16 protein-coding genes and 1 pseudogene are annotated in these 23,989 nt (G+C 67.2%); 13 read left to right on the top strand and 4 right to left on the bottom strand.

What is annotated here, in order from left to right; translation table 11 throughout:
- The first annotated feature begins 1,230 nt into the window (after nt 1-1,230).
- From AB0I66_RS41250 to AB0I66_RS41240, 3 genes are all read left to right on the top strand, one after another.
- Nucleotides 1,231-2,997, top strand: a complete 1,767-nt coding sequence (locus AB0I66_RS41250; protein WP_363213236.1) for a GAF domain-containing protein — start codon at nt 1,231-1,233, stop codon at nt 2,995-2,997.
- Between the two features lie 228 nt (nt 2,998-3,225).
- Nucleotides 3,226-4,584 carry an MFS transporter gene (locus tag AB0I66_RS41245; RefSeq protein ID WP_363213235.1) on the top strand — a complete coding sequence of 453 codons (1,359 nt, stop codon included), beginning with the start codon at nt 3,226-3,228 and terminating at the stop codon, nt 4,582-4,584.
- Nucleotides 4,585-4,589: 5 nt separating this feature from the next.
- The gene (locus AB0I66_RS41240; RefSeq protein WP_363213324.1) at nt 4,590-6,221 is read left to right on the top strand and encodes a carboxylesterase family protein; all 1,632 of its coding nucleotides are present in this window, start codon (nt 4,590-4,592) and stop codon (nt 6,219-6,221) included.
- 95 nt (nt 6,222-6,316) lie between these two features.
- Here AB0I66_RS41240 and AB0I66_RS41235 read toward each other — a convergent pair whose 3' ends face one another.
- The 3 genes from AB0I66_RS41235 to AB0I66_RS41225 form a co-directional block, all read right to left on the bottom strand.
- On the bottom strand, nt 6,317-6,958 hold the full coding sequence (locus AB0I66_RS41235; RefSeq protein ID WP_363213234.1) for a TetR/AcrR family transcriptional regulator: 642 nt from the start codon (nt 6,956-6,958) through the stop codon (nt 6,317-6,319).
- 52 nt (nt 6,959-7,010) lie between these two features.
- Nucleotides 7,011-8,201 (bottom strand): acetyl-CoA C-acyltransferase, encoded by a 1,191-nt coding sequence (locus tag AB0I66_RS41230; RefSeq protein WP_363213323.1) that lies wholly within the window; start codon nt 8,199-8,201, stop codon nt 7,011-7,013.
- A gap of 155 nt (nt 8,202-8,356) precedes the next feature.
- Nucleotides 8,357-9,232 (bottom strand): SDR family NAD(P)-dependent oxidoreductase, encoded by an 876-nt coding sequence (locus AB0I66_RS41225; RefSeq protein ID WP_363213233.1) that lies wholly within the window; start codon nt 9,230-9,232, stop codon nt 8,357-8,359.
- 763 nt (nt 9,233-9,995) lie between these two features.
- On the opposite strand from AB0I66_RS41225, the gene AB0I66_RS41220 reads away from it, so the two are divergent.
- From AB0I66_RS41220 to AB0I66_RS41195, 6 genes are all read left to right on the top strand, one after another.
- On the top strand, nt 9,996-11,357 hold the full coding sequence (locus tag AB0I66_RS41220; protein ID WP_363213232.1) for an MFS transporter: 1,362 nt from the start codon (nt 9,996-9,998) through the stop codon (nt 11,355-11,357).
- Nucleotides 11,354-12,877, top strand: coding sequence for an AMP-binding protein (locus AB0I66_RS41215; protein WP_363213231.1), 1,524 nt, complete (start codon nt 11,354-11,356; stop codon nt 12,875-12,877). The genes AB0I66_RS41220 and AB0I66_RS41215 overlap by 4 nt, the downstream gene beginning before the upstream one ends.
- Nucleotides 12,878-12,908: 31 nt before the next feature.
- Nucleotides 12,909-14,573: a tannase/feruloyl esterase family alpha/beta hydrolase gene (locus AB0I66_RS41210; RefSeq protein WP_363213230.1), complete on the top strand. Its 1,665-nt coding sequence runs from the start codon at nt 12,909-12,911 to the stop codon at nt 14,571-14,573.
- Nucleotides 14,574-15,094: 521 nt separating this feature from the next.
- A complete protein-coding gene (locus tag AB0I66_RS41205) occupies nt 15,095-15,787 on the top strand; it encodes a helix-turn-helix transcriptional regulator (RefSeq protein ID WP_363213229.1) in 693 nt (230 codons plus the stop codon).
- 49 nt (nt 15,788-15,836) lie between these two features.
- Nucleotides 15,837-16,019 carry a hypothetical protein gene (locus AB0I66_RS41200; RefSeq protein ID WP_363213228.1) on the top strand — a complete coding sequence of 61 codons (183 nt, stop codon included), beginning with the start codon at nt 15,837-15,839 and terminating at the stop codon, nt 16,017-16,019.
- A 186-nt stretch (nt 16,020-16,205) separates the two neighbouring features.
- Nucleotides 16,206-16,595 (top strand): hypothetical protein, encoded by a 390-nt coding sequence (locus AB0I66_RS41195; protein WP_363213227.1) that lies wholly within the window; start codon nt 16,206-16,208, stop codon nt 16,593-16,595.
- A gap of 1,017 nt (nt 16,596-17,612) precedes the next feature.
- On the opposite strand, the gene AB0I66_RS41190 is transcribed toward AB0I66_RS41195, so the two are convergent.
- Entirely contained in the window at nt 17,613-19,061 is a 1,449-nt protein-coding gene (locus AB0I66_RS41190; protein ID WP_363213322.1) for an MFS transporter, read from the bottom strand.
- A 537-nt stretch (nt 19,062-19,598) separates the two neighbouring features.
- Here AB0I66_RS41190 and AB0I66_RS41185 point away from each other — a divergent pair.
- The 4 genes and pseudogenes from AB0I66_RS41185 to AB0I66_RS41170 all read left to right on the top strand — a co-directional run bounded on the left by AB0I66_RS41185 (nt 19,599) and on the right by AB0I66_RS41170 (nt 23,447).
- On the top strand, nt 19,599-20,471 hold the full coding sequence (locus tag AB0I66_RS41185) for an immunity 49 family protein (RefSeq protein ID WP_363213226.1): 873 nt from the start codon (nt 19,599-19,601) through the stop codon (nt 20,469-20,471).
- A 93-nt stretch (nt 20,472-20,564) separates the two neighbouring features.
- A pseudogene (locus tag AB0I66_RS41180) lies at nt 20,565-21,265 on the top strand (IS5 family transposase); the annotation flags it as partial.
- A 92-nt stretch (nt 21,266-21,357) separates the two neighbouring features.
- A complete protein-coding gene (locus AB0I66_RS41175; RefSeq protein ID WP_363213225.1) occupies nt 21,358-22,383 on the top strand; it encodes a hypothetical protein in 1,026 nt (341 codons plus the stop codon).
- Between the two features lie 572 nt (nt 22,384-22,955).
- Complete coding sequence (locus tag AB0I66_RS41170; protein ID WP_363213224.1) at nt 22,956-23,447, top strand: hypothetical protein; 492 nt, start codon at nt 22,956-22,958, stop codon at nt 23,445-23,447.
- The last annotated feature ends 542 nt before the right edge of the window (nt 23,448-23,989 follow it).

Here is a 23,989-nt window from a genome sequence, read left to right as displayed (position 1 = left end):
ATCAAGCAGCGCGCAAAGCCGTTTCCTCTGCCCACCCTTGCTCGGCGCCGCCTTCGGCTTCGGACAAGTTCTCATCGCCGGAGCCCTGGCCTTTGCTGCAAGGGGCGCCCCCACCGGTCGCGGGGCCAGACTGTCGGCAAGGCGATCTTGGCCTGCGGGAGCATTCCAGCCTCGACCATGCCGCGGTCGATCGTGAAGGCCGCAGTACCGTCCCACAGCGGCGAACACGGCCGGGGAGAGCTCTGCGCGGTGCTCTTCGAAGTACTGCTGCGCCTCTTCCGCAGTGGTACCGGAGCCGTCATACGCCGAGGGGAACACCGCGTCTGCAGCGCGCAGCGCAGCCTCCAGTGCCGGAGACCACTCGGCGGCCTCTCCGAACTCCGCCTGCCGGGTCTGGCCATCACCCGGCGCGTGAAGGAGCAGAGCTGGGGCATCGTGGTGATTCAGCGTGAGACAGATGACCTCCTCACCCACCAGGGGCGCTACGGCGGGCACCCCTCTGTAGCCGAAATACCAGGTAGCGGCGAACCCGTCCTCCAGGACATACACCCAGTCCCCGCAGGTGCCATACATCGCACGGCTGATACCGCGGGGTGCCCACACCTACGGGCTCGCAGACGAAGCCCGCGACCCCGAAGTGCCGGCGCCGCCCAACGCAACCTTGCCATCCAGTGCATCGCTCTCGGCTACCGCGCCGAAGCCATCCAACTCGGCGAAGCCTGTGAGGTTCTACGGGTGCTTGCCGGGCGACAGCAGCGACCTGGACGCGGTCCTGCAGAGGGCCGGTACAACTTGCGCCGGCTCCACAACAGCCTCCGCTACCGCAGTCCCGCCGAATATGAGACCGCACTCGCCGCCTGACCACCACACCGATGGTGTCCGTCAAAGCGGAGCAAGCTCAGTACTGGCTTCATCCACGCTGCACGGACAGTGCTGGAAACAGGGATGTAGCTCACTCCACGCGCAGCGCACGCCCCACCCCTCGCGATCGCGCGGCTACTCACCGGCGCCGCCCCTCACCAGCGCCCCCACCTACCGAGGCGCCCGCCTCTCTGTGGGCGCGACGATAGGCTCTTTGGTACTCGCGCATACGTGAATTTCGGGTCGCTGCAGTCGCTGAGAGGGCATGTTCGTGCCCCATGACCTTGGTTGGGGATGGATAATCCACCGCTCCAATACGGCGGCACACAGTGTGTGTGCCGCCACCCTTCTACCTACGACGCAGGGGACATGGACGAACGAGCAGACGCGAACAATCGCCCGAGCCGCGAGCGCGAGCTCGCATCTCTGTACGCGACGGCGAGGTCCTTGACCGCTCTGGGCGACGTCGACGACGTACTGGAGTCCATCGTCCGGCATGCCCACGACCTGATCGGTACCGATTTCACCTATCTGTCCCTGCTCGACGACACCGGGTCTTTGCGCATTACTGCCAGCGAGGGCACCATCTCGGCCGCATTCCGCTCTGCTCGGATTCCGCCGGGCGTCGGACTGGGCGGCAAGGTGACCGAATCGCGCGCCCCCCACTGGGTGGGGGACTACCGCAATGTCGAAGGGCTACGACACGACCCCGATTTCGACGCGGTGGTCGGAAACGAGGGGCTGGTCGCGCTGCTGGGAGTCCCCCTCTTCGTGCGGGACGAGGTCATCGGGGCCCTTTTCGCCGCCCACCGCAGCGAGCGCCGCTTCCGCGCTGACGAGATCGCCCTGCTCAGCGCGTTCGCCGACCACGCGGCGGTCGCCCTCGACAACGCGAGGCTCTATGAGGAGAGCCGCAGTGCACTGGCCGAGCTGCAGTCGGCCTACCGGACCATCGAGGAGCAGATGGTGGTGATGCAGCGGGCCCAGTCGGTGCACGAGGCGCTGACCGAGGTCGTCCTTGCGGGCGGCGAGCCCCAGGTGGTGGCCTGTGAACTAGCCGAGCAGTTGGGGGGTGAGGTCGTCATTCTCGACCGCGTCGGCAGCCTGCTCGCCCGCAGTAGCGAGGCAAAAAGTCCGCTGGGCGAAGAGCCGCAAGGCGAGGTGCTTGCCGAGGTGATCGAGCGGGCCCGCAGTACGGGGCGCGCAGCCACGACGACGGGTGGGGATGACCGCCGGCACAGCGCGGCGACGATCCGGGCCGGCGACAGCTTCCTGGGCACCGTGCTGTGGAGCCAACGCCAAGACCCTTCCGCCATGGACGTGCGGAGTCTGGAGCTCGCGACGCACGTCGTCGGACTGCTGATCCTCAAGGACAACGCTGCCGCCGACGCGGCCGAGCGGCTCAGCGACGAACTGCTCACCGAGTTGATCGTTGCCGGCCCCGCCCTGAGCGTGACGCAGCGGACGCGGGCCCGCTCGCGCGGCATCGACCTCGATGCGCTCAACGTGATCGTCAACGTCGAGGCTCACGGCATGCCGGCGGGCGAACTCGTCCGCCACCTGCACGCCGTCGCCCGCCAGGAGGCCGGGCTGGCGGGGGAGCATCTGGGTCACGCCACGCTCATCACCGCCGCCGAGGACGCCGAGCAGTTCGCTCGCGCCGTGCAACAACGTCTCCGTACAGAACTCGGACGATCCGTCATGGTCCTCGGTGAAAGGGTCGGTGGCGGCGACTGGGCGCGGTCGTTCTTCCGCGCCACAGGCTGCATGGCGGTCGCCCGACACCTCGGATGGGCCGACCTGGGGGCGGCGACGGACCGGTTCGCCCTCTACGCCCTCGTCTTCGACGGTGACCGCGAGGCCGAACTCGACCGGTTCCTGACCGACTCCCTCGGCCCTCTCCTGGCCTACGACGCCAGCCGGTCGACCGAACTGGTCGCCACTCTGGACGTCTACTTCCACCACGACGGCAACCTGCGTCGTACCGCAGATGTCCTCCAGGTTCATCTGAACACCTTGCTCAAGCGACTCGACCGGATCTCCGCGGTCCTGGGCTATGACTGGCGGGCCGTGGACGATCTGTCTCTGCGTCTGGCGACCCGCCTTGAGCGGCTCAGGCACGTCGTGCGGTCGTGACGCCCGTGCGGCAGAGACTCCAATCGTGGTGGTTGTTCCTTCCACCAAGTCTGCGGCAAGTGTGGATGACACATACCTCATAACACCGTGCGTGGATCTCTACAGTGACGGCCACCACATCGGGCAGCGCGGAGACCGCCTGACCAAGGGAGCCCTCGTGAGAATCGCACCAGCTACACGTCTGGTGGCTGAAGACAGCATCCGGCTTCGAACCCCGGGACACCTGTCATGAGCCAGCAGCACACACACGACGACACCGACCGCGTTCACGCGGTCGCCAGCCGAAAGGCCGCATTCCGCCTTCTGCCGATTCTGTGCCTCACCTACTTCATGGCATTCGTGGACCGCACCAATGTCGGCCTGGCCAAGACCTCGCTGGAAGCGGATGTCGGCATCAGTGTCGCCGCCTATGGCACCGGTGCAGGCATCTTCTTCCTGAGCTACGCGCTCCTGGAGGTGCCCAGCAACCTGATCATGCACCGGGTAGGGCCGCGACGATGGATCACCCGTATCGCAGTGACCTGGGGCACGCTCTGTGCCTGCATGATGTTCGTGCAGGATGAGTTCTCCTTCTACATAGTCCGGCTTCTCCTGGGAGCGGCGGAGGCCGGCCTGTACCCAGCCCTGATGTACGTCGTCACCATGTGGTTCGCGCAGAAGCAGCGGGTGACGATGGTCGGGATCCTGTACCTCGCCGTATGTGCCGGCCTTGCCCTGGGCGGTCCGCTGGGCGGCGCGCTCATGGAACTGGGCGGCACAGCAGGGCTGTTCGGCTGGCAGTGGATGTTCCTGATCGAGGGCGCGATCACGATCGTGATCGCGGGCGTCGTCTGGCGCTGGGTGCCCGACAAGCCGTCGGATGCGCCATGGCTCTCGCCACAAGAGGCCGAGGTGCTCAACGAGCGGGCGGTCGGGCGGACGGCCCCGGCGCACGCCACCCTGAAGGGCAACGCCAGGGTGGCGTTCGGTCGGCCATTCATCATCGTTCTCGCGTTGATCTACTTTGCCAACCAGCTCAACAGCGTGTCGATCCAGTACAACTTCCCGTCGATCGTGGAAGACCTCGGTGTCAAGGGCTCATTCCTCATCGGGCTCGTAAGCGGCAGCGCGGGCATCGGCGCCCTCATCGGAGTGCTCGTCATACCCTGGCTGCACCGTCGGGCGTCCGGTGAGCTCCGCGTCCTCAACGGCGTTTCCATCGCCACGGTCTTCGTGGCCGTGGGCTACACCCTCGCCGACGGTGCCGTCGCCCGCATCCTGCTGATCGACCTGGCGATGATGCTTCTGATCGGGGTCCTCCCGCTCTACTGGTCGGTCGCGATGGCGCGGATGTCCGGACTCATGGCCGCGGCGGGTCTCGCCTTCATCAACATGATCGGTCTGCTCGGCGGGTTCACCGGCCCCTACCTGTACGGCTTTGCCGAGGGGCGAGGCAGTGAGACGGGCGGGCACGCCGTGTTGATCGGAGGCTCGCTCCTGGGAGTACTGCTCCTTCCCCTGCTGCGGCGCATGGTCCGCAACGAGGACCAAAAGGGGTCGCCGGGCACGCAGGCAGTCCACGGTCTTGAGATGGAGGGCCGGCGGTGACGCCGATGAGACGAGTCTGCGCCTTTCTCCTTGGCATGGTCCTGGCGGCCACGTCCACGAGCACGGCATCGGCCCACGAGGTACCCGCAGCAGCGTCCATGGTGCGACAGACCGACCTCGGGAAGGTCCGCGGCCTCGATCAAACCCGGTCGACCGGGACCCAGTCCTGGCTGGGCATCCCCTACGCCAAGCCCCCCGTGGGGCAACGTCGCTGGAAGGCCCCGGTCCCGCACCAGCCATGGAACGGTGTGCGAGACGCCAAGCACTTCGGGCAAGGGTGCGTCCAGCAAGGACGCATGTTCAGTCCCTCACCGTCCGGCCCGCACTACGGGCTCGACATCCGCGACGGCCTCGGCAAGCCGGTCGGGTCCGAGGACTGCCTTACCCTCAACGTGTTCCGCCCCGCGAACGCCCGCAAGAAACTGCCGGTCATCGTGTTCATCCACGGTGGGAGCAACGTGGTCGGCTACTCGGCCGATCCGATGTACGACGGCAACGCTCTGGCACGACGGGCCAACGCCGTCGTGGTCACCGTCAACTACCGTCTCGGGGCGCTCGGTTGGCTCGACTTGCCGGGACTGAAAACGGGTCAGCGGGAAAACGATTCCGGCAACTTTGCCACGCTGGACCAGATCGAGGCCCTGCGCTTCGTCAACCGCAACGCCGCGGTCTTCGGCGCAGACTCCTCGAACGTGACGGTGATGGGCGAGTCCGCCGGCGCCGTCAACGTCTGGGCTCTCATGGTCTCCCCACTGAGCAAAGGGCTGCTGGACAAGGCGATCCCGCTCAGTGGCGGACTCCAGTTCACCACCCCCGAGAAGGCGCGCACCTACGCCAACGGCCTTGTCAGCGAAACAGGCGGTGCGAGCGCGGACCCGGCGGCCGTCGTGCGCCGACTGCGCTCGATGGCAGCCAACGACATCATCCGGGCACAGGTGCGCCTGGGCGCCAGAGTCGGCGACCCGCCTGCGGTCATCCCGGACGGCACTGTCCTGCCCGTGGACTACCACGCCGCGATCAAGGCAGGACGGTTCCGCAACGTCCCCGTTCTCGCCGGGAACACCCTCGAGGAGGGCAAACTGTTCGGTTCGTCGATCGGCGCGTTCCGCCCGACCGACTACCAGCGCTTCACCGCCCAGTACTTCTTCGACCCTGACAAGCCTTCCCCGTTCACGGTGCGCGACTTCATCACGGACGCCTACCTCCCCGTCGACCGGACCGGAGGCTGGAACGAGAGCGCGAAAAACCTGACCGACCTGATCTTCACCGGGATCACCCATGACTCCCTCGCCTCGGTGCAGGCCGCCGGGAACAAGAAGGTCTACTACTACCAGTTCGCCTGGAACCAGGAACCGGCACCATTCGATCAGGTGTATGGAGCGGCCCACGCCATGGACCTGCCCTTCGTGTTCCACACATTCGACGAGGGCCTGTTCACCTTCGCGTTCAGCCGCAAGAACGAGCCGGGGCGGGTGCGGTTGTCACACCTGATGATGGACAGCATCAAGACCTTCGTCCGCACGGGGACACCGCAGCACGCCGGGCTGGGCACGCAATGGCGGCAGTGGCCAGGCAGCGTCGTCTTCGACGCCGGGGACCGGGCCTCCAAGGTGCGGTCCGCGCCACCTGTCGGGTGACGTAAGGGTGCCCGGCCCGCCGCCGCACGGACGATAACGTCCGATGGCGCCGGACCGGGCACCGCGCATGTGTCCAACGGTGAACAGTCGCCGACCTACTCCTTCCATTCGAGTCCACCGATGACGAGACGGGCGACCCGTAGCGCGAGGTCGTGGAGTTCACCGGTGCTCTGGCCGGGCCGCTGCTGGACCCAAATGTCCGTGGCGTTCAGACTGCTCAGCAGGACGCGTGTCGCCAGCTTCGGGTCCTCGCGACGCAGGCTCCCGTCCGCCATGCCTTCGGTCACCACGCGTCGGAACAACTCTTCGTAGTCGGCGCGGATCTGATTGAGTTCCGCGAGAGCCTCACGCTGGCGCGGTTTCAGTGCGGACGCTGCCTGGCTGCGCACACCCTGGTGGACGCTGTTGTGGTACGGCAGGTCGACCATCAGGTTCTCGGTGTGCGCGACGGCCATGGCTGTCAGCCGCTCGAGGCCGGTGCCCGGCCCGGCCGCGAGCGGCTCGACAGCTTCACGCACCCTGCGCATGCCGTGCTCGTACACCGCGAGGAAGATGTCGAACTTCGACCGGTAGTAGTAGTACACCCTCCCCTTGGTCGCACCGATGGCATCAGCAATGTCGTCGATGGTGGCCCGGTCGAAGCCCAGACGCTGGAACACGTCGGCGGCCGCGTCGAGGATCTGGGTGCGAGCCGTGTCACGTGCCGTCTCGTCGACACTGAACTGTGCGCTTGTCATCGTGCTTCTCCGGGGTGGTTGCCATGGCCGGCGCGCAGCATAACTGGTCGGGTCAGAGTTCGAAGAGGCCCGCAGCGCCCATGCCGCCGCCGATGCACATGGTGATCACGACGTACCGGGCGGACCGGCGTCGTCCTTCGAGCAGCGCGTGTCCGACCATGCGGGCGCCGCTCATGCCGTAGGGATGTCCGATCGCGATCGCGCCACCGTTGACGTTGTACTTCTCCGGATCGATGCCCAACTGGTCGCGGCAGTACAGCGCCTGTGAGGCGAAGGCTTCGTTCAGCTCCCACAGGTCGATGTCCTCGACCTTGAGCCCATGCTGCTCCAGCAGTCTGGGGACGGCGAACAGGGGCCCGATGCCCATCTCGTCCGGTCGGCAGCCTGAGATCGCTATGCCTCGGTAGGTTCCGAGCGGAGTCAGGCCACGCTTCGCGGCCTCGGAGGCTTCCATGAGGACGACCGCGGCGGCGCCGTCGGACAGCTGCGAGGCGTTGCCCGCCGAGATCGTCGCCGCATGGCCGGCGTGGTCCGCCAGCACCGGCCGCAAAGAGGCCAGTCCACCCGCGGTGGTGGAGGGGCGATTGCCTTCGTCCAGCTCGAGCCGGAACTCCTCGGTCACCGGATCGCCGTCGTCGCCGTCGACGACCCTGGTGCCACAGAAGGGCACGATCTCGGCGGCGAAGAGCCCGGCCTGCTGCGCGGCCGCGGTGCGGACCTGGGACTGCAGAGCATAGGCATCTTGTGCCGCGCGCGTGACGCCGTAGCGCTCGGCCACGTTCTCCGCCGTCTGCAGCATGGAGACGTACACGTCGGAGCCGTGCTCGACGAGCCAGGGATCCTGCGTTCGGAAGGAATTGCGGTGCTCGTTCTGCACGAGGCTGATGGACTCCACGCCGCCGCCGATCGCGATTCGAAGTCCGTCCGTGATGATTTCCTTCGCTGCCGTGGCGATGGCCATGAGGCCTGACGCGCACTGCCGGTCGACGCTCATCCCGGGAACCGAGACTGGGAGCCCAGCACGGAGCGCGGCTTGCCGGGCGACGTTGTAGCCGGTCGAGCCCTCCTGCATGGCGCAGCCGAGGATCACATCCTCCACCTCGCCCGGAGCGATGCCGGCGCGTTCCATTGCCGCGGCGATGGCATGGGCCGCCAAGGTCTGCCCCGGTGTGTCGCGGAAGGACCCCCGATAGGCCCGGCCGATCGGAGTGCGGGCTGTGGACACAACTACTGCTTCTCGCATAATTCCTGCCTCTACCAAACGGGTGGTGCGCGATGCCGGTGGCCGTAGCTTGCGGGCGTAGGCACGTCTGACGAGCGACTCGTGATGCCGCATCGCCGGATGCGCGCACGTGCGCGAACGCAAGCTGTCTGCCGTGGTGCTTCCCCGCCTGCCGGTCAGGCCGGGGTGTCATCGCTTTCGCGCTCAGCCAGCTCGACATAGAGGTTCGTCTGGTCGAAGGCGGACCCGAGAACGTGGGGGTTGCTGACGTCGGAGATCTCGTCCCAGCGGGCCGCGATCACCTCGGCGGTGCGCTGTGACTCGGAGAGGAAGACCGGCTGGGTCTCCACCATCTGCGAAACCGCGAAGACGCCGCCCCCGGCCCCGAGGATCACCCCGTTCGGTGCCTGCGCGGACACCAGGAAGACCGCGCCGGGTGCGATCGTCTCCGGGGCGAGCCTGGCAGCGGCCTCGTCGGAGATCAGCCCGTCTGTCATCTGCGTCGCGGCGGTAGGGGCCAGTGCGTTGGTTCGGATTCCCTTGTTGGCTCCTTCGATGGCGAGCACGTTGGTGAGGCCCACCAGCGCGGACTTGGCCGCACCGTAGTTCGACTGCCCGAAGTTCCCGTAGATTCCCGACGCCGAGGTGGTCATGAGGATCCTGCCGTAGCCCTGCTCGACCATGTGCGGCCAGACCGCCTGCGTGCAGTGGACAGAGCCCATGAGGTGAACGTCGATCACCTTGCGGAAATCGGACAACTGCATCTTGGCGAAGCTCTTGTCGCGCAGGATTCCAGCGTTGTTGATCAATATGTCGATGCGTCCCCACCTCTGCGCGGCGTTCTCGACCATCTGCTGCACGGCGGGGACGTCCGTGATGTCGGCGCTGCTGGCCATCGCTTGACCGCCGGCGTCGACGATCTCGGCAACAACGGCACGGGCTGTCGAGCCGTCACCTCCGACGTCGTTTACGACCACCCGCACTCCACGCTCGGCGAGCGCGAGTGCATGAGCACGGCCCAGCCCCCCGCCCGCGCCGGTGACGATGGCCACTTGATCCTTGAATCCATCCATAATTCGGCCTCTCTGACCTGGGATACTACTGGGTATCATGCTCATGGAGGCGATCAGCGTCAAGAGTTGCGGGGGCAGTCGAGATGCTCGCGCGCACCACCTGCTTTGCGGCCGCCGGATGAAGAGGCGACCTCTCGACGGTTAGCGCCCATAGCTACGGCGTCATCACACGACAGTCGTCGAGGCCTTCACGGAAGCTGTCGATCAAGTTGCTTTCGGTTCGGGCGGGCGTCGATGCGGGGTCGGTCGGCGCCATGAGTCCGGGCGGCGGCTGAGCCGGCACTAGCAACCGCCGCCCCAGAGGCGAGGGTTGGCGAGAATGCGGGTGAGACGTGCCCGCGGGCGCTGCGCCGACAGACATCCCTATGGCTCGAAGGCGCCACATGAGGTCGCAGCACCTGCGGTCGTGTCCGATCGGCTCATGGGCGCGCCACCCACCCTCGGCGATCGATCAGCAACCTGCCCGGGCCTACAGGGGTGATGGTCAGCTCGCCGACGACATCGTGAGCCGCGCCGCAATCCTTCGGTGCCATGCGCAGCTCGACAGGTGTGATGTTTGCACACCTGCCCACGGAAAAGAGTGTGACGCTTTTCCATCTCCCAGGGAGGGCCAGCCGCCCTAACCTCACCGGAAACATGGCTGTGCCGTACGACGCACATCAGCTGTCACAAAGACCGCAGACACGCGCAGCCGGTGAACCACTGAGTGCCCGGGTCCGGGCCTGACCCCATGGGGACAAGAATGTCGATTCCTGCCGTCGGCGGCCTGTATGCCGCCGCGAGCCGAAAGGCGATGCTGCGGTTGTTGCCGCTCCTGTGCATCGCCTACTTCATGTCCTACGTCGACCGCACGAACATCGCGCTGGCCAAGACCCACCTGCAGGCGGACGTCGGCATCAGTGCGGCCGCCTTCGGCCTCGGCGCGGGTCTGTTCTTCCTGACCTACGCGCTCACCGAGGTTCCCAGCAACCTGATCATGTACCGGGTCGGACCGCGGCGCTGGATCGCACGCATCGCCCTGAGCTGGGGCGCGGTGACGGCCCTCATGATGTTCATCCACAACGACGTCACCTTCTACATAGGGCGGCTGGTGCTCGGCGCGGCCGAGGCCGGCCTCTACCCGGCGATCATGTTCATGGTGACCCGCTGGTTTGCGCAGAAGGACCGCGCGACAGCGGTCGGGTTCGTCTACCTCGCGCCCACGCTCGGCCTGCTCCTGGGCGGTCCGCTCGGCGGGGGCCTGATGGAGCTGGACGACCTGGCCGGACTGCACGGCTGGCAGTGGATGTTCCTGACCGAAGGGCTGATCACGATGGCCATCGGCCTGGTGGTGCTGGCCTTCCTGCCAGAAGTGCCCTCCGATGCGCACTGGCTGAGCACGGACGAAGCAGCGGCGCTGAGCGAGCAGGCGGAGCAGGAGGACAATCCCCGAGCCGGACACCTCCTCAAGGGCAACATGGGTCAGGCGTTCGGCAGGCCCTTCATTCTGATCATCGGGTTCATCTACTTCCTCAACCAGATCACGATGAACGGCGTGACGTTCAACGTGCCCTCGATCATCGAGTCGCTGGACGTGAGCGGGTCGATCCTCATCGGTCTGCTCAGCGGCGTGACCGGCATAGGAGGCGTGGTCGGCGTGCTCGTGGTACCGGCCGTCTTCCGCCGCGCCCCACGCGAATCATTGACCATCGGCATCCTGGCCGCGGCTCCCGCAGCGATCGCGGCCCTGTTCCTGGCCGTGTCGTCGCCCGTCGTACGCATCACGCTGATCGGCGTCATGTCCGCCATCATCTTCGGCACGCTGCCCGTCATCTGGTCGGTGGCCATGGCCCGGATGTCGGGCATCGTCGCCGCAGCCGGCCTCGCCTTCATCAACACCATCGGTCTGACCGGCGGATTCGTGGGGCCCTACCTGTTCGGTCTGGCCGAATCCGATTCGGGTGACCCGACCTCCGGCTTCTCCATCGTCATCGTCGTGTCCTTGATCGGCGGCGCCCTCGCTCTCGCGCTGCGCCGCGCGCTGCGCCACGAGGACGGCGCAGCCACTCCCGCCGTTCCCCCCACGACCCGCGCCATCGAGCGCGACCCGGAGGTAATCAAGTGACGTTTCTTCCTCAGGACGGATTCCCGCTGGCCGAGATCCCCGGAGCGTACGCCGCCGAGATCGGCGACGACGTAGCGGTGCGCGCCGACACCGACGCGCTTACCTGGACGGCGTTGCACCGCGCCAGCAACCAGGTCGCACGGGGTCTGCTGGAGACCGCGGCGGTCACCGGGCGGATCGTGACCCTGCTGCTGCCCAACTCGACGGACCTGATCCTGGCCGTGTTCGCCTGCTACAAAGCCGGAGCCACCCCCCAGGTCCTGTCCCCGCGGATGAAACCGGCAGAGCTGAACGCGATCCTGGACCTCTCCGACCCCGCCGCGGTGGTCACCGAATCCGGTGGGGAGGTCAGCGGACGCACGGGTGCGGTGAGCATCGACAGCCTTGCGGCGGGGCAGCCCGCCGACAATGTGGACGCACCCATCGCCCCGTCGTGGAAGGCCCCGACCTCCGGCGGGTCCACCGGCCGCCCGAAAATCATCCTGTCCGGCCGCGCCGCGGTGACCTCTGGCTTCGATCCCGGCATGTGGGGCATCGAACCCCGACAGCAAGCGCTGATCACCGCGCCGCTGCACCACAACGCCCCCTTCGTCACCGCCCTCTCGACGCTGTTCCTCGGCGGCTCGGTGACGCTGCTGACCAGGTTCGACGCCGAACGGACCCTCGCCGCGATCGACGAGTACAACGTCAGCTGGGTATATCTGGTGCCCACGATGATGCGCCGGATCACTGCCCTGCCGGACGACGTTCGCGAGCGGTACGCACTCTCCTCGCTGCGCTCCGTGTGGCACTGCGCCGAACCATGTCCCGCCTGGCTGAAACGAAAGTGGATCACCTGGCTGGGGCCGGAACGGATCTGGGAACTCTACGGCGGCACGGAGGCCGAAGCCGGATGCACCCTGCGCGGCGACGAATGGCTGGACCACCCCGGCTCGGTGGGACGGGTGACCTGGGGCGAGATGAAACTGCTCGACCACAACGGCGCCGAGATCACGCAGCCGAACGTCTCCGGCGAGATATACATGCGGGTCACTCCGGGGAGTGACCCCACCTACCGCTACATCGGCGCCGAACCCACCCTGCAGGACGGCTGGTCCTCGCTCGGCGACATGGGACAGTTCGACGCCGACGACTACCTGTACCTGCTCGACCGCCGCTCGGACATGATCACGGTGGGCGGCGTCAATGTGTACCCGGCGGAGATCGAAGCCACACTCGTCGAACACGAGCAGGTGCTGACCGCGATCGTGATCGGCCTTCCGGACACCGACACCGGCAACCGACTCCACGCGATCGTCCACACGCAACAGGGTGCAGGCGTCACAGCGGACGACATCCGCGCCTTCCTCGACGGGCGTCTGTCTCGCTACAAGCTGCCCAAGACCATCGAACTGGTCCACGACTCCCTGCGGGATCCGAGCGGCAAGGTCCGCAGGTCCGAACTGCGTGCCCAACGCATCACCGATGCCGAGCCGATAGTCGGCCGCCCGCCCAAGGCCCAGCGCCACGCAAGGTCCTGACGCACACACCCCACTGCGGAGGAGCAAGGCCATGCACGCCAGAAAGAAAAGTCCACTAGCACAGGTAGGGATTACCCTGACCGCCCTCGCTGCCGTCATCGGCGCCCTGATCTACGGGGGCACCGCCGAGGCCGGACCCGCCGCAGCCCGAGGCGGCTGTGCGGCATTGACGGGAGTGTGGATCCCCGCGAGCGTAATCTCCCTACCCACCCGGGGCGGACGAGTGACCGCGGCGTCTCAGATCACCGAGACCGTCAGCGGTACCAGCGTCACCTACTGTCGTGTGGACGCCGCGCTCGCCCCGAGCCACCGCGCCACCCCCTACATCCTCATGCGGGTCGCGCTGCCGGTCACCTGGAACCAACGGTCCATGATGTTCGGCGGGGGCGGCTTCAACGGAACCATCCCCGACATCCGGGCGAACGTCCCCTTCGGGCCGTCTGGCGGCGGCACCCCGCTGTCCCGCGGATATGCGACCTACGCAAGCGACTCCGGCCACCAGGCAAACCCCACCCGGCACCCCCTCTCGTCGCTGGAGGGATCCTTCGCCGTCAATGACGAAGCGCTGCGCAACTTCTCAGCCGGCGATGCGCTCAAGAAGACCCACGACGCGGCTCAGTTCCTGATCAAGCAGCACTACCGGCAGGGGCCTGCGCACACGTACTTCGCCGGCGGATCGACCGGCGGCCGCGAAGCACTGGTCGTCGCCCAGCGCTGGCCCACCGCCTTCAACGGAGTGATCTCCGCCTACCCGGCGTGGAACAACCTCGCCGAAGCGCTTTACCTGGGTCACGCGACGCGGCAGCTGGCCCGACCCGGCGCCTTCCCCAGCCCTGCCAAGCAGACCCTGCTCTACAACAGCGTCATCAAAGCCTGCGACGGTCAGGACGGACTCGCCGACAAGGTCATATCGGACCCGAAGTCCTGTAACTTCACCCCGCAGACCCTGCGCTGCCCCGGCGGTGGCGACAGCGGCCCGACCTGCCTGTCCGACCGCCAGATCGCCGCGATTACCGCCGTCTCCTCGTCCTGGAGCTGGCCCTACAAGGTCGCCAGCGGGGAGAAGAGCTACCCCGGATTCCCGTTCCTCTCCGGCGCCGACATGAGGACGCCGCTGTTGGGACTCGGCACGACCGCACCCTCCACCCCCATGCCACTCACCAGCGGATTCGGGATGCAGTACTGGGACCAGTGGACCAAGTACTTCCTGACCCGAAATCCCGCCCAGAACTTTCTGGCCATCAATCCGAGCCAGCCAGGCCCGTGGCTCGCACGGATCAGCCAACTGTCCACCATCCAGGACCGCAACAACGCTGACCTGCGCCCCTTCCAGCAGGCCGGCGGCAAACTGCTGCTTCTCCATGGCGCAGCCGACGAACTGGTCTCGGAACGTTCGACGCGCGACTACTACACGCGGGTGACCAACACGGTCGGACAAGACACGGCACAGCAGTTCATGCGGTACTACGTCATCCCCGGCGCCAACCACGCAAACACCGGCAGCCCGGCGTTCGCCGCCAGTTGGGACTCCCTCACTGCGCTCGAAGCCTGGTCCGAACAAGACCAAAAGCCCAAGAACCCCGTCGTCACCGACGCGACCAACGGTCGCACTCGCCCCTTGTGTGAGTACCCCCGCTGGCCGAAATACCTGACCGGGGCCCCTAACAGCGCCAGCAGTTTCGAGTGCGCCGCCTGAACACCTCTCATCCAGCCCCCCGCACCTCACGTCACGAGGATGCGGGCGGGCGTCGCCGGTCCGCGATTCCTCCGCGGACCGGGTCGCGGCAAAAGGGCGACCAATCACCGATCGTTCTACGGCGGGCGACAACCCCGTTTTCCAGCCAATGGATGCGCCCGCCACCGCGCGCGCCGGGCCCGGTTCTGGGACGGACACCCGTGCAAGCCGGTCAGCAGCTGTGTCACATCTCCCCGCACGGCTGCCGGACAGGCCCGGGTGGGCCGTACGGGCCACCTTCGTAGATCTTCCTGGTCCTGTGCTTGTGAGGCTGTAACCCACGAAAAAGTACCTATGTGTAACCCTGCCCCCGCCGTACGGATACCCCTGGTGGTGCGCGGTCCGCTCGGCGTGCTCCAGCTCGGTGGTGTTGAGGTGATCGTAGAGAGGGTGAGTCACCCCGGGCCCGAAGGCACGGGCCACCGGGCGAGTGGATGCGTTGCAGGCAGTCGCGGCAACTGGAGTGAGAGGTCGGTGTGCCCGTGCACCCCACTACACCGTTCAACGCCCTGCCCTTCGACGGCCTCGCCGCCTGCCGGTTGCGCGAGGCACTCGGAATGGGCCCCGAGCACGTCGCGTACGGGTTGTACGCACAATACGGAATCGAGGCCAGTCCGGGCCTGGTGGTCGCCTGGGAGCGCGGGATGCACGCCCCCGACGCACGTGAACTGATCGCACTGGCCGGAGTCCTGTGGTGCGCTTCCGGCGATCTCCAGCACGCACCCCGCACCCTGCGCGAGCACCGCGCGGCGCGCGGGCTCGCGGCCGCCGACCTGGCTCAGCGGATCGGGATCGGCGTCGACGCGTACGCACGGATGGAAGAGACGCGCCGGTGGCACGGCACCGAGCGCCAGTCTGCCGCACTCGCCACCGAACTCGGCTTGTCCGCCCAACAGTTCGCCACCGCCGCCGGACGCGACGAGGAACTGGCGGAGCTCCTTCAGAGCGCGGTGACGACCCGTTGGCAGGCATACGTACGCCCGCTCGCCAAGCTCCTGCTCATGCCGCGCACTGCTCTGGAGGGCGTGCTCCCGCGGCTGCACGCCAACTACCAGGGGCAGATGGTGGCGACGCTGGGATGGGGCGCAGGTGACGCGGGGGGCGAGGCCGGGGGTCGGGAATTCCTGGAGGAAATCGTGGGGCACTTCTGGGAGCAGCTGAAGGGCGTCAGGTAGGCGTCGGAGCCCGCGTGCTCCCTCACCCTCGAGGGTGTCAGGATCGCGGATGTTCGACGGTGGCATCAGCCTGTCTGCCTTCATCGGCCCCAGCTGTCAGGGCTCGTGCAAGCTGATCGAGCCCCAGGACGGGGACTGGACGGCCTCGACCACCTGGAAGCCCGGCGACACGCATAGGGCGTCGCTGACCACGAAGTACACCTGGGATTCATCCGCACTGGACACGTCCTAGCTGTTCAAGCCGGACGTCAAGATCGAAGGACAGGTCCTTTCGCCCGGCAGCGTTCAGAAGTTCAACCACCAGTGGAGCAAGGGCTACGCGAAGGGCAACCCTGATCTGGACCACATCCGTTGCGATACTTTCAAGCTGAAGTACGGGACCACGGGCTGTGTCTTCGTCAACTCGGCCCCCACCTACGTGCTCGATGCCAAGCGATACCCGCAGGCTGCGGCGCATGCATGGCTCGTCCAGACCCAGCTGCCCAACCATGCTGGCGCCAAGGGCAAGCCCCTGTACTACATGGGTGACAGTGCGCAGAACTCCACGAGCCGGGGTCGCATCTGCCCCACGGGGTGGGCTGCGGCAAACGGTGACGCCAGTGCGCTGAACGACGCGGCGGACAAGCTGAACTGTGACGCGTTCGCCTTCGCCTCCTCCTACAACAGCGGCGGCATGAAGAAGAGCGAGGGCGGCCCGAACGAAGCGTTCCCGTCGGGCAGCATCACAGGGGCCCCGAGCGGGGATGCGTGTGTGCAGCCCTTCGCCAAGAAGCACGACACGAAGGTGCACCTGTGCTCGAGGGCGTGATCACGGCCGCGGGGCAGGAGATAGGCGCCCAGACCGGTGAGGCCACTGATCAGGTCGTATTCGCGCATGAGCGGGGGCTGTTTGCGGTCCATGCGGCGCTCAGCGGCCGTCAGTCGGTACAGGGCCTCATGAAGGGCTCCGCTGCGCACCGCGATGCGCAGTGGTCACCTACGGGGGCTCGCCCTGTGAGGTGGTGGTAGAGGGCGACCACACGGTGCCGTCATCGCCCCGCCCACTCTCCGTCCGGCCCGACCACCGCAGGTCACAGCATTGCGCAGCCGACGACGGTGGCCCGGCTGCCGGGCGTGGACCGCGATGGTCGGCAGACTGCGCACTCGCCGGTAAGCCCTAACGACGGCCACCCGCAACCGGCCATCGCCATGCGGGCGCCGAGCTCCTACGACGCGATTGCGCACTCCGGGCGATGCGCTGTATCCGCCGGTGCGCAGGAGGGATTACGCGCACCGCCCACGGTCGATGGCCCTCTGATCGCCTGCCCCGTGAACGATGCGCATCCCTCACCATCGCCACGGCTTGTGGCGGCCGGATCTCTGTGGTCGGGGTGCGGTAGCGGCTACCGCACCCCGATCACTTCTTCGTTACCTGTTCTTCACCGTGGTCGGGCCGGTGTGATCGGCAAGCCGGTCGAGGCCGGTGGGCAGGCATCGGCCCTTTCGAACCTCTCCGGGAGCTCCCCCGTGTTCCGTTCCACAGCATCACCACCAGGCGCCGCCGGGCGGCAACCGGGCGCGGGGCAGGGGACCACATGCCCCGGCCCGCGATGTCCGGCGCGTTCGCGCTGCGGAGCTCGGCGAGGAGGACCTCGTGCAGCCGGGGTCACACACCCGCGTCGGCCCACAAGGTCCACTTGGCCAAGCGGCGTCAGCAGGTCATGCCGGAGCCGCAACCGAGTTCCCGCGGCAGGTACTCCCCGGCGGTCTGGGTGTGAAGTGCGAACACGATGCCCTGGAACACCATCCGGTCCGCAGCGGTCCCACCACCTCGGAGATCATTTCGCTAGGAGCTCTCAGGCGTGGTGGCCATGGCCGCGACCAACGCCGCAAGGAGCAGGACACCCGCCGACCACCAGGCCGCGACGGTGAAGCCGTGCACCATGCCCTCCCCCTGGCCCCGGCTTCCAGAGGGGTGGGCGTGGAGGTAGCGGGTAGCGGCGGAGGTGGCGAGCGTGTTCAACCAGACGGTGCCCAGGGAGCCGCCGATCTGCTGGAAGGTGGAGACGGTCGCGGACGTCACCCCGGCGTCCTTCGGGGCGACCCCAGCGGTCGCCGTCGCGTAGAGCGGCATGAACGTCAGTCCCATGCCCAGGCCGAGCAGCACCAGCGCGGGCAACACCCCGGTGCCGTAGGCGGAGTTCACACTCAGGCGGGTCAGGAGCAGCATGCCGGCGGCCGCGAGGAGCATGCCGGGGGCCATCAGGTTGCGGGGGGCGGTGTGGGGCAGGAGCCGGGCGGCGATCTGCGTCGCGCCGATGACGATCGTGACGGACATCGGCAGGAAGGCCAGTCCGGTCCGTAGGGGTGAGTAGTCCAGGATGGCCTGGAGGTAGTAGGTCAGGAACAGGAAGGCGCCGAACATGGCGACGGTGGCCAGGCCCATCGTCACGAACGCCGCGGCTCGGGTGCGGTCCCTGACGATGTGCAGCGGCAGCATCGGATGCTTGGCGTGGGACTGCCACCACACGAAGACGGCAAGCAGGACCACACCGGCCGCGAACAGGGCCAGGACAAACGGGTCGGCCCAGCCTGCGGATTCGGCGTCGCTGGAGGCGTACACGATCGCCACGAGCCCGCCGCAGGCGAGCAGCGCGCCGGGCACGTCGAGGCGCACCCCGCGCTGGCCGGGGCGGTCCTTGAGGAGGGCCAGCGCGCCGCCGAGGGCGGCCAGCGCGATGGGGACGTTGACGTACAGGCACCAGCGCCAGGTCGCGTACTGGGTGAGCAGGCCGCCCACCAGCAGCCCGATGGCGCTGCCGCCCCCGGCGAGCGCCCCGTAGATCCCAAACGCTCTGCCGCGCTCGGCGGGGTCGGTGAACGTCGTCGTCAGCAGGGACAGTGCGGAGGGGGCCAGGACGGCCGCGCAGGCCCCTTGCAGGGCCCGCGCCGCGAACAGCGTCCCGGGACCCTGGGCCGCGCCGCCGAGCGCGGAGGCGGCGGCGAAGCCGACCAGGCCGATCATGAAGGTGCGTTTGCGGCCGACCAGGTCAGCGATCCGGCCGCCCAGGAGGAGCAGGCCGCCGAAGGCCAGAGAGTAGGCGGTGATCACCCACTGCCGGTTCGCGTCCGACATGCCCAATCCGTTTTGGACGGAGGGCAGGGCGATGTTCACGATCGTGCCGTCGAGAATCACCATGAACTGGGCGCCCGCGATGACGGCCAGGGCCCACCACCGCTTCGGATCGGGCAACTCGGCCGCGTGCGCGGGGGTGTCGGGGACCGGCGTGGGCACGGTGTCCCCAGGGGAGGACTGCTTGGTCAAGGCGATCACATTCTGTGTCGGAGGTGTAGGAGCCAACGCGCGGTCCTACACCCCGTGACGCGACACAACAGATCGCGAGAGCAGCGAACACCACCATGAGTTGCCGCAAAGGGGGGCTAAGAGTCCTACCGCGCGCCGAACGGGGGCACACGGCCGGGGGCAACTATGGCCGCAACACTCGTTGTCCAGTTCCAGTCCATGTTTCCCACCTCCTCCCGACCAGGCACACGGTACGCATCGACGCCTTACGCGCCGAACGGTGCGGCAGGGACCCCGCCGCACATGACCTCCGACAGAGTAGGCCAGCCGGCCGGCGACGCAAACGGATTTACCCGGCGCCTCGGTACCGGCTCCGCACGCTTCGACCAGGCCAAGATCGAGCCCTGCCCAGCCCGAGAAAGCGGCGGCCACCCACGTCTTACTCCTGCGTAACCTGGCGGAAGGGTGTCCCAAGGCAGCAAGGAATACTTCTTCGCGATAGTTCGACTTCAGCAAGGGGACCCTTTCGTGACCGTAGAAGTCTTTCGGCATGACCTGTCGGCGGAACCTGACCCCGAACAGTTGGCGCAGAGCCTCGGCGCTCACTTGGTGGACGGCATCGATCACCTTGCGGACTCCGCCGGTTCCGCGAGCTTGATCGACTCACACTTCGATACCGGGCTTTTGGTGATGCGCGCTCACTGTGTGGTCGATCCCCGAGCGGCAACGTTGGAGACATGGGAGGCCACGGTCAATGCGATGCAACTGGGGTCAGCCCTGTTTGCCGTGACGACGACGACTGAGGGCCCGTTCGAGTGCCGCATCAACCGGAAGATGCGAACCCTTCCAGCCGTGGGTCCGATGCCGACCGCCGATGCGGGAAGCTGGCTGACGGCCTACTGGCTTGCTGTCATCTGCCGTGATCAGCCTCGTATGACGCAACTGTGCGAGATCCCCCTGGAGCGATTGCGCGCACGCGAGGGAAAGTACGACGAGTACATCTACCACTGGGTAGACACCCTGCAGACCTACTGGTTGCGTAGGCCTGGACTGGTGGACAAGCTCACCGCCACGTTCCAGGCGTCGGATCCTGCCGTGGCGCGGATCGCTCCGCGCGATCTCTTGGATGGCCTGCTCTACCCACCGATCATTCTCTTCTACCGCCTCATACGTAAGGATGAGGAGGGCTTCAGCCCCGCCCTTCTGGAAGCCCTGAAGCTGCACAAGGCTTATTGGACACTGAACGATGACCGGAAAGCGGACATTGATGGAAGCGTTGCCCTGGGACCGCTGGCCATCGCCTGCCTCGCCTACGACGGAGGAATTCCGATCGACGTCGAATCGGAATACTTGCCCCAGCACCTGCTGCAGCGCGGTTGGGTGGGCGAGTTCCCCACATGACGTTCATCGGCCGCAAGGCGCCTCCTCATTAACTGGTTCTAACAAAAGCGGTTGATCATGTGACTCTTGGCCTGTCCGCTCGTTGGTCTGGTTGTGGCGAAACGTCAGTCGCGGCCATGGATCGTGTCGGATGAACCGTGGTCGCTCACCGAACCGTTGCTGCCCGAGCCGGGACCCAAACTGGTGCAGGGCAGACCGCGGGTGCCGAACCGGCAGGCCCTGTGCGGCATCTTGTTCGTGCTGCACCGGTATCCAATGGGAGTACCTGCCCCAGGAGTAGGGCTTCGGCTCGGGAATGACCTGCTGGCGGCGCCGGGCGGCCTGGAACGAGGCCGGTGTCTGGGACGAGTTGCGCGCGGTGCTGCTGGAGAAGCTGCGGTCGAGAACCAGCTGGACTGGTCCCGGGCGGTGATCGACTCCTTGCATGTTCGGGCGGCCCGACGGGGCCGAAAAACGGCCCCAGCCCGGCCGACCGAGCACGGCCGGGCAGCAAGCACCACGTCGTCACCGACGGCCAGGGCATCCCGCTCGCGGTGTAGCTGACCGGCGGAACCCGCAACGACATCACGCAGTTGCTGCCCTTGATGGACAAGTTTCCGGCGGTGGCCGACAAGTACCGTCGTCTGCTCTGGCAGCGCAGCATTCGCCCGGTGATCGCCGAACGAGGGGTCGAACACGCCTCTGGCCTGGGCATCTTCCGTTCCGTCGTCTAGCGCACGATCGCCTGGCTGCACGGCTTCCGCCGTCCCCGCATCCGCTGGGAACGACGCGACGATATCCACGAAGCCCTCCTCGGCCCTCGCCACCTGCCTGATCACCCACTTCGGAGCTCCGCGTGGGGTGGCCACGAGGGCTGTTGTCAGAGGCGGTTGGCAAGATTGCGTTCATGAATGTCACTCCTGTCACTCCGCCGCGGCCGATCGACGTGGTCGAGGTCTTTCCCCAACTGGCCCCGCTGGCCCGCACGGCGACGCGTCTGCACCCCCGCCCTGGGGCGCCGACGTGGCACGACAGCTCGATCGGCGGGCCGCTGCTGTGGCCCGCTGAAGAGCCGTGGCCGCACTGCGAGGAACCGCATGTGGTGGACGGCATCAACCCGGCCCAGTCCCCGGCGGATCTGCGTCTGGAGCGAGGGATCTTCGCCGCCGCGCACGGCCGGGACCTGACTGCGCAGGAACGGAAGACTCTCGAGCGGATCCGGCCCCCTCGGACGTATCCGGTGAGGCTGGCGGTGCAGGCGTGCGAGGGTCCCGTAGCGATGCTGCCCGTCGCGCAGCTGTACGTACGCGATGTGCCCGATCTGAGCCCGCCGGAGGGCAATGACCTGCTGCAGGTCATGTGGTGCCCCTTCGATCATCCGATCATGCCCAGGACTCTGCTCTTTTGGCGTTCGGCAACCTCCGTCACCGACATCCTCGACACGCCTCCCGAGCCGCCCGCAGTGCAGTTCGACGGCTATCTACCGGAGCCGTGCGTGCTCGAACCGGAGCAGATCACCGAGTACCCCGACCATCTGGAGCTGAGCGAAGAACTGCGGGCGCAGCTCAAGCAGTGGAGTGTGCCGCAGGCAGCAGCCGAAGACATGGACCCGGACACGTACTACGACTGTGTGCTGTCCAACGCGCCGGGATGGAAGGTCGGCGGCTGGCCTGCCTGGGACTCCACCGACCCCAGCAGGCAGCCCTGCTCCCAGTGCGGCACGCGCATGGAGGTCTTGATGACCGTCGCCACGTTCGAGGAAGGGGACGACGCCGGGGACAGCTGGTCTCCGCACCCCCACCCAGGTGCCGGACCCTATCCCGGCCACCGTGGCTACAACGCGACCGGGGTCCAGATAGGCAGCGGCTACCGGCAGCACCTGTTCGTCTGCCCGGCGGATCCCGAGCATCCGCACATCGAGTTGATGACATAGCCCGTCCGCGGTGTGCAGCCGGGCGTCACGGTGCGGGCTTGCACGCCCGGACGCCGGGTGGTCGCAAGGCTCAGGGTCCCGGTCAGCGGCCAAGGTGGCGGCGTGTTTGCGCGTGTCGGCGATGGTTCCGCCGCGACCGGTGTAGTGCTGGCTTCCGACGACTTCCAGAGCACGCGCTGTCGTCGGGGCAGCATCATGAGGAAGTTCATGCGGATGCACTGCTGTTGGCCCTCGCATCGCCGGCCTCTGTGGTCTGGTGATCCCAGTGCAGCCAGACTTGCGGCAGCAGGGCCGGCATGTCATCCAGTTCCTGCCCGTCTCAATTTTCACGTCTTAACCGTTTGATGAAGGGACCTCGCACCCCACTCTGTCCCCCCCCCAACACGCCGCGCTTTGCGGAACGTTACGTGCGGCCTTCTCGATTACGGGGTCATCAAAAGGGGCCTGGCGCTACCCTCCCGCCATGACGGATCGAGCACCCTTCCACCCGGGCGATGGCCGGATCCGCTACGTCGGTCCCGCCACGGTCGTGTTCCCGGACGGAGCCTGAAGTCGAAGTCACCGCATCTCTCGTGCTGCGGTGCAACCCGACGCGCACGGACAGCCACGAGTCCGACGAGGAGAGCACCTGGTCCGGCAGCGTCCGGCTCTTCGACGAAGGGTCGCGAGTGGATCTCGGAGGCGCCTGCCCGGGACTCCTCCGCATGCCCGACGGCCGCAAGAGCGCCTTCGTTGCCACCGGTGGCCCCAGCACGAGCGGCTGTTCCGCTATCGGGCCAGCGCCCTTCGGTGAACCCAACTCCGGCACGAGCGGGCCCCCGCAGCGAGAGCGGGCAACTCTCCTCCTGACGCACGCGGAGGTCCTCGCCGATGTCATCCGCGCCCTCGGCGGTACCTGGGACACGAGCCGCGCCGGCACCGCTTTGCAGGACGCGGGGTGCGGAGACGGTGATCGACGACAGCAGGAGAAGCGCGCCCGGCAGGCCCTTCGAGACGTAGCTGAGGCCGGGCTCATCATGAAGACCGATCCCGGCCATGCGAGCTATCGCGTCGCCGAGCAGTAGGTCGCGGGGGCGCACCCCCTCCCCCGCCTGCCGCTTCCGCCCTACGGTGTCCCGACTCGCTCAACTTTGGGGGCTCCAATACGCGTTCGTACCGCCACCACCACCGCCATGCTCCTGCTCGTTTGCGGAGCTCGGCTTCGAGGTGAACAACGCCCTGACGGGGGCGGGCGAGACCGCCCCGGGCGCCGTGGGTTATGACCGGTGCGACAGTGCTGCTCCCCCGATGCAGTCGACCAGCCTCCCCTGTCCTCGGTCGGCCGGATCCGCGGTATCGGTTTCTGGCCCTGATGCTATCCACTTGCCGTAGCAACAGAACGGCGAGCGGCGTCGGCACCGGCTGCAGCGGGGCCGGCGGGTCCACGGTGGTGGCGTCGTCGACGTCCACAGATCTCCGTACTGGGGTCCGGACATGCCGGGGGCGGTGGCCTCTACATCTGGGAACTCATTACGCAAGCATCGGTCCAGTCGGGCCGCCATCTCGCGCGCGGCCTCGGAACCCGGTCCATCGCCCTGCCCGAACAGCCACGGTGTGTACCTCACCG

The organism is Streptomyces sp. NPDC050439, assembly GCF_040655335.1.
Classification (GTDB): domain Bacteria; phylum Actinomycetota; class Actinomycetes; order Streptomycetales; family Streptomycetaceae; genus Streptomyces.
Note: the sequence above shows the minus strand (reverse complement) of the source record. Positions and strands in the feature narration are given on the sequence as shown.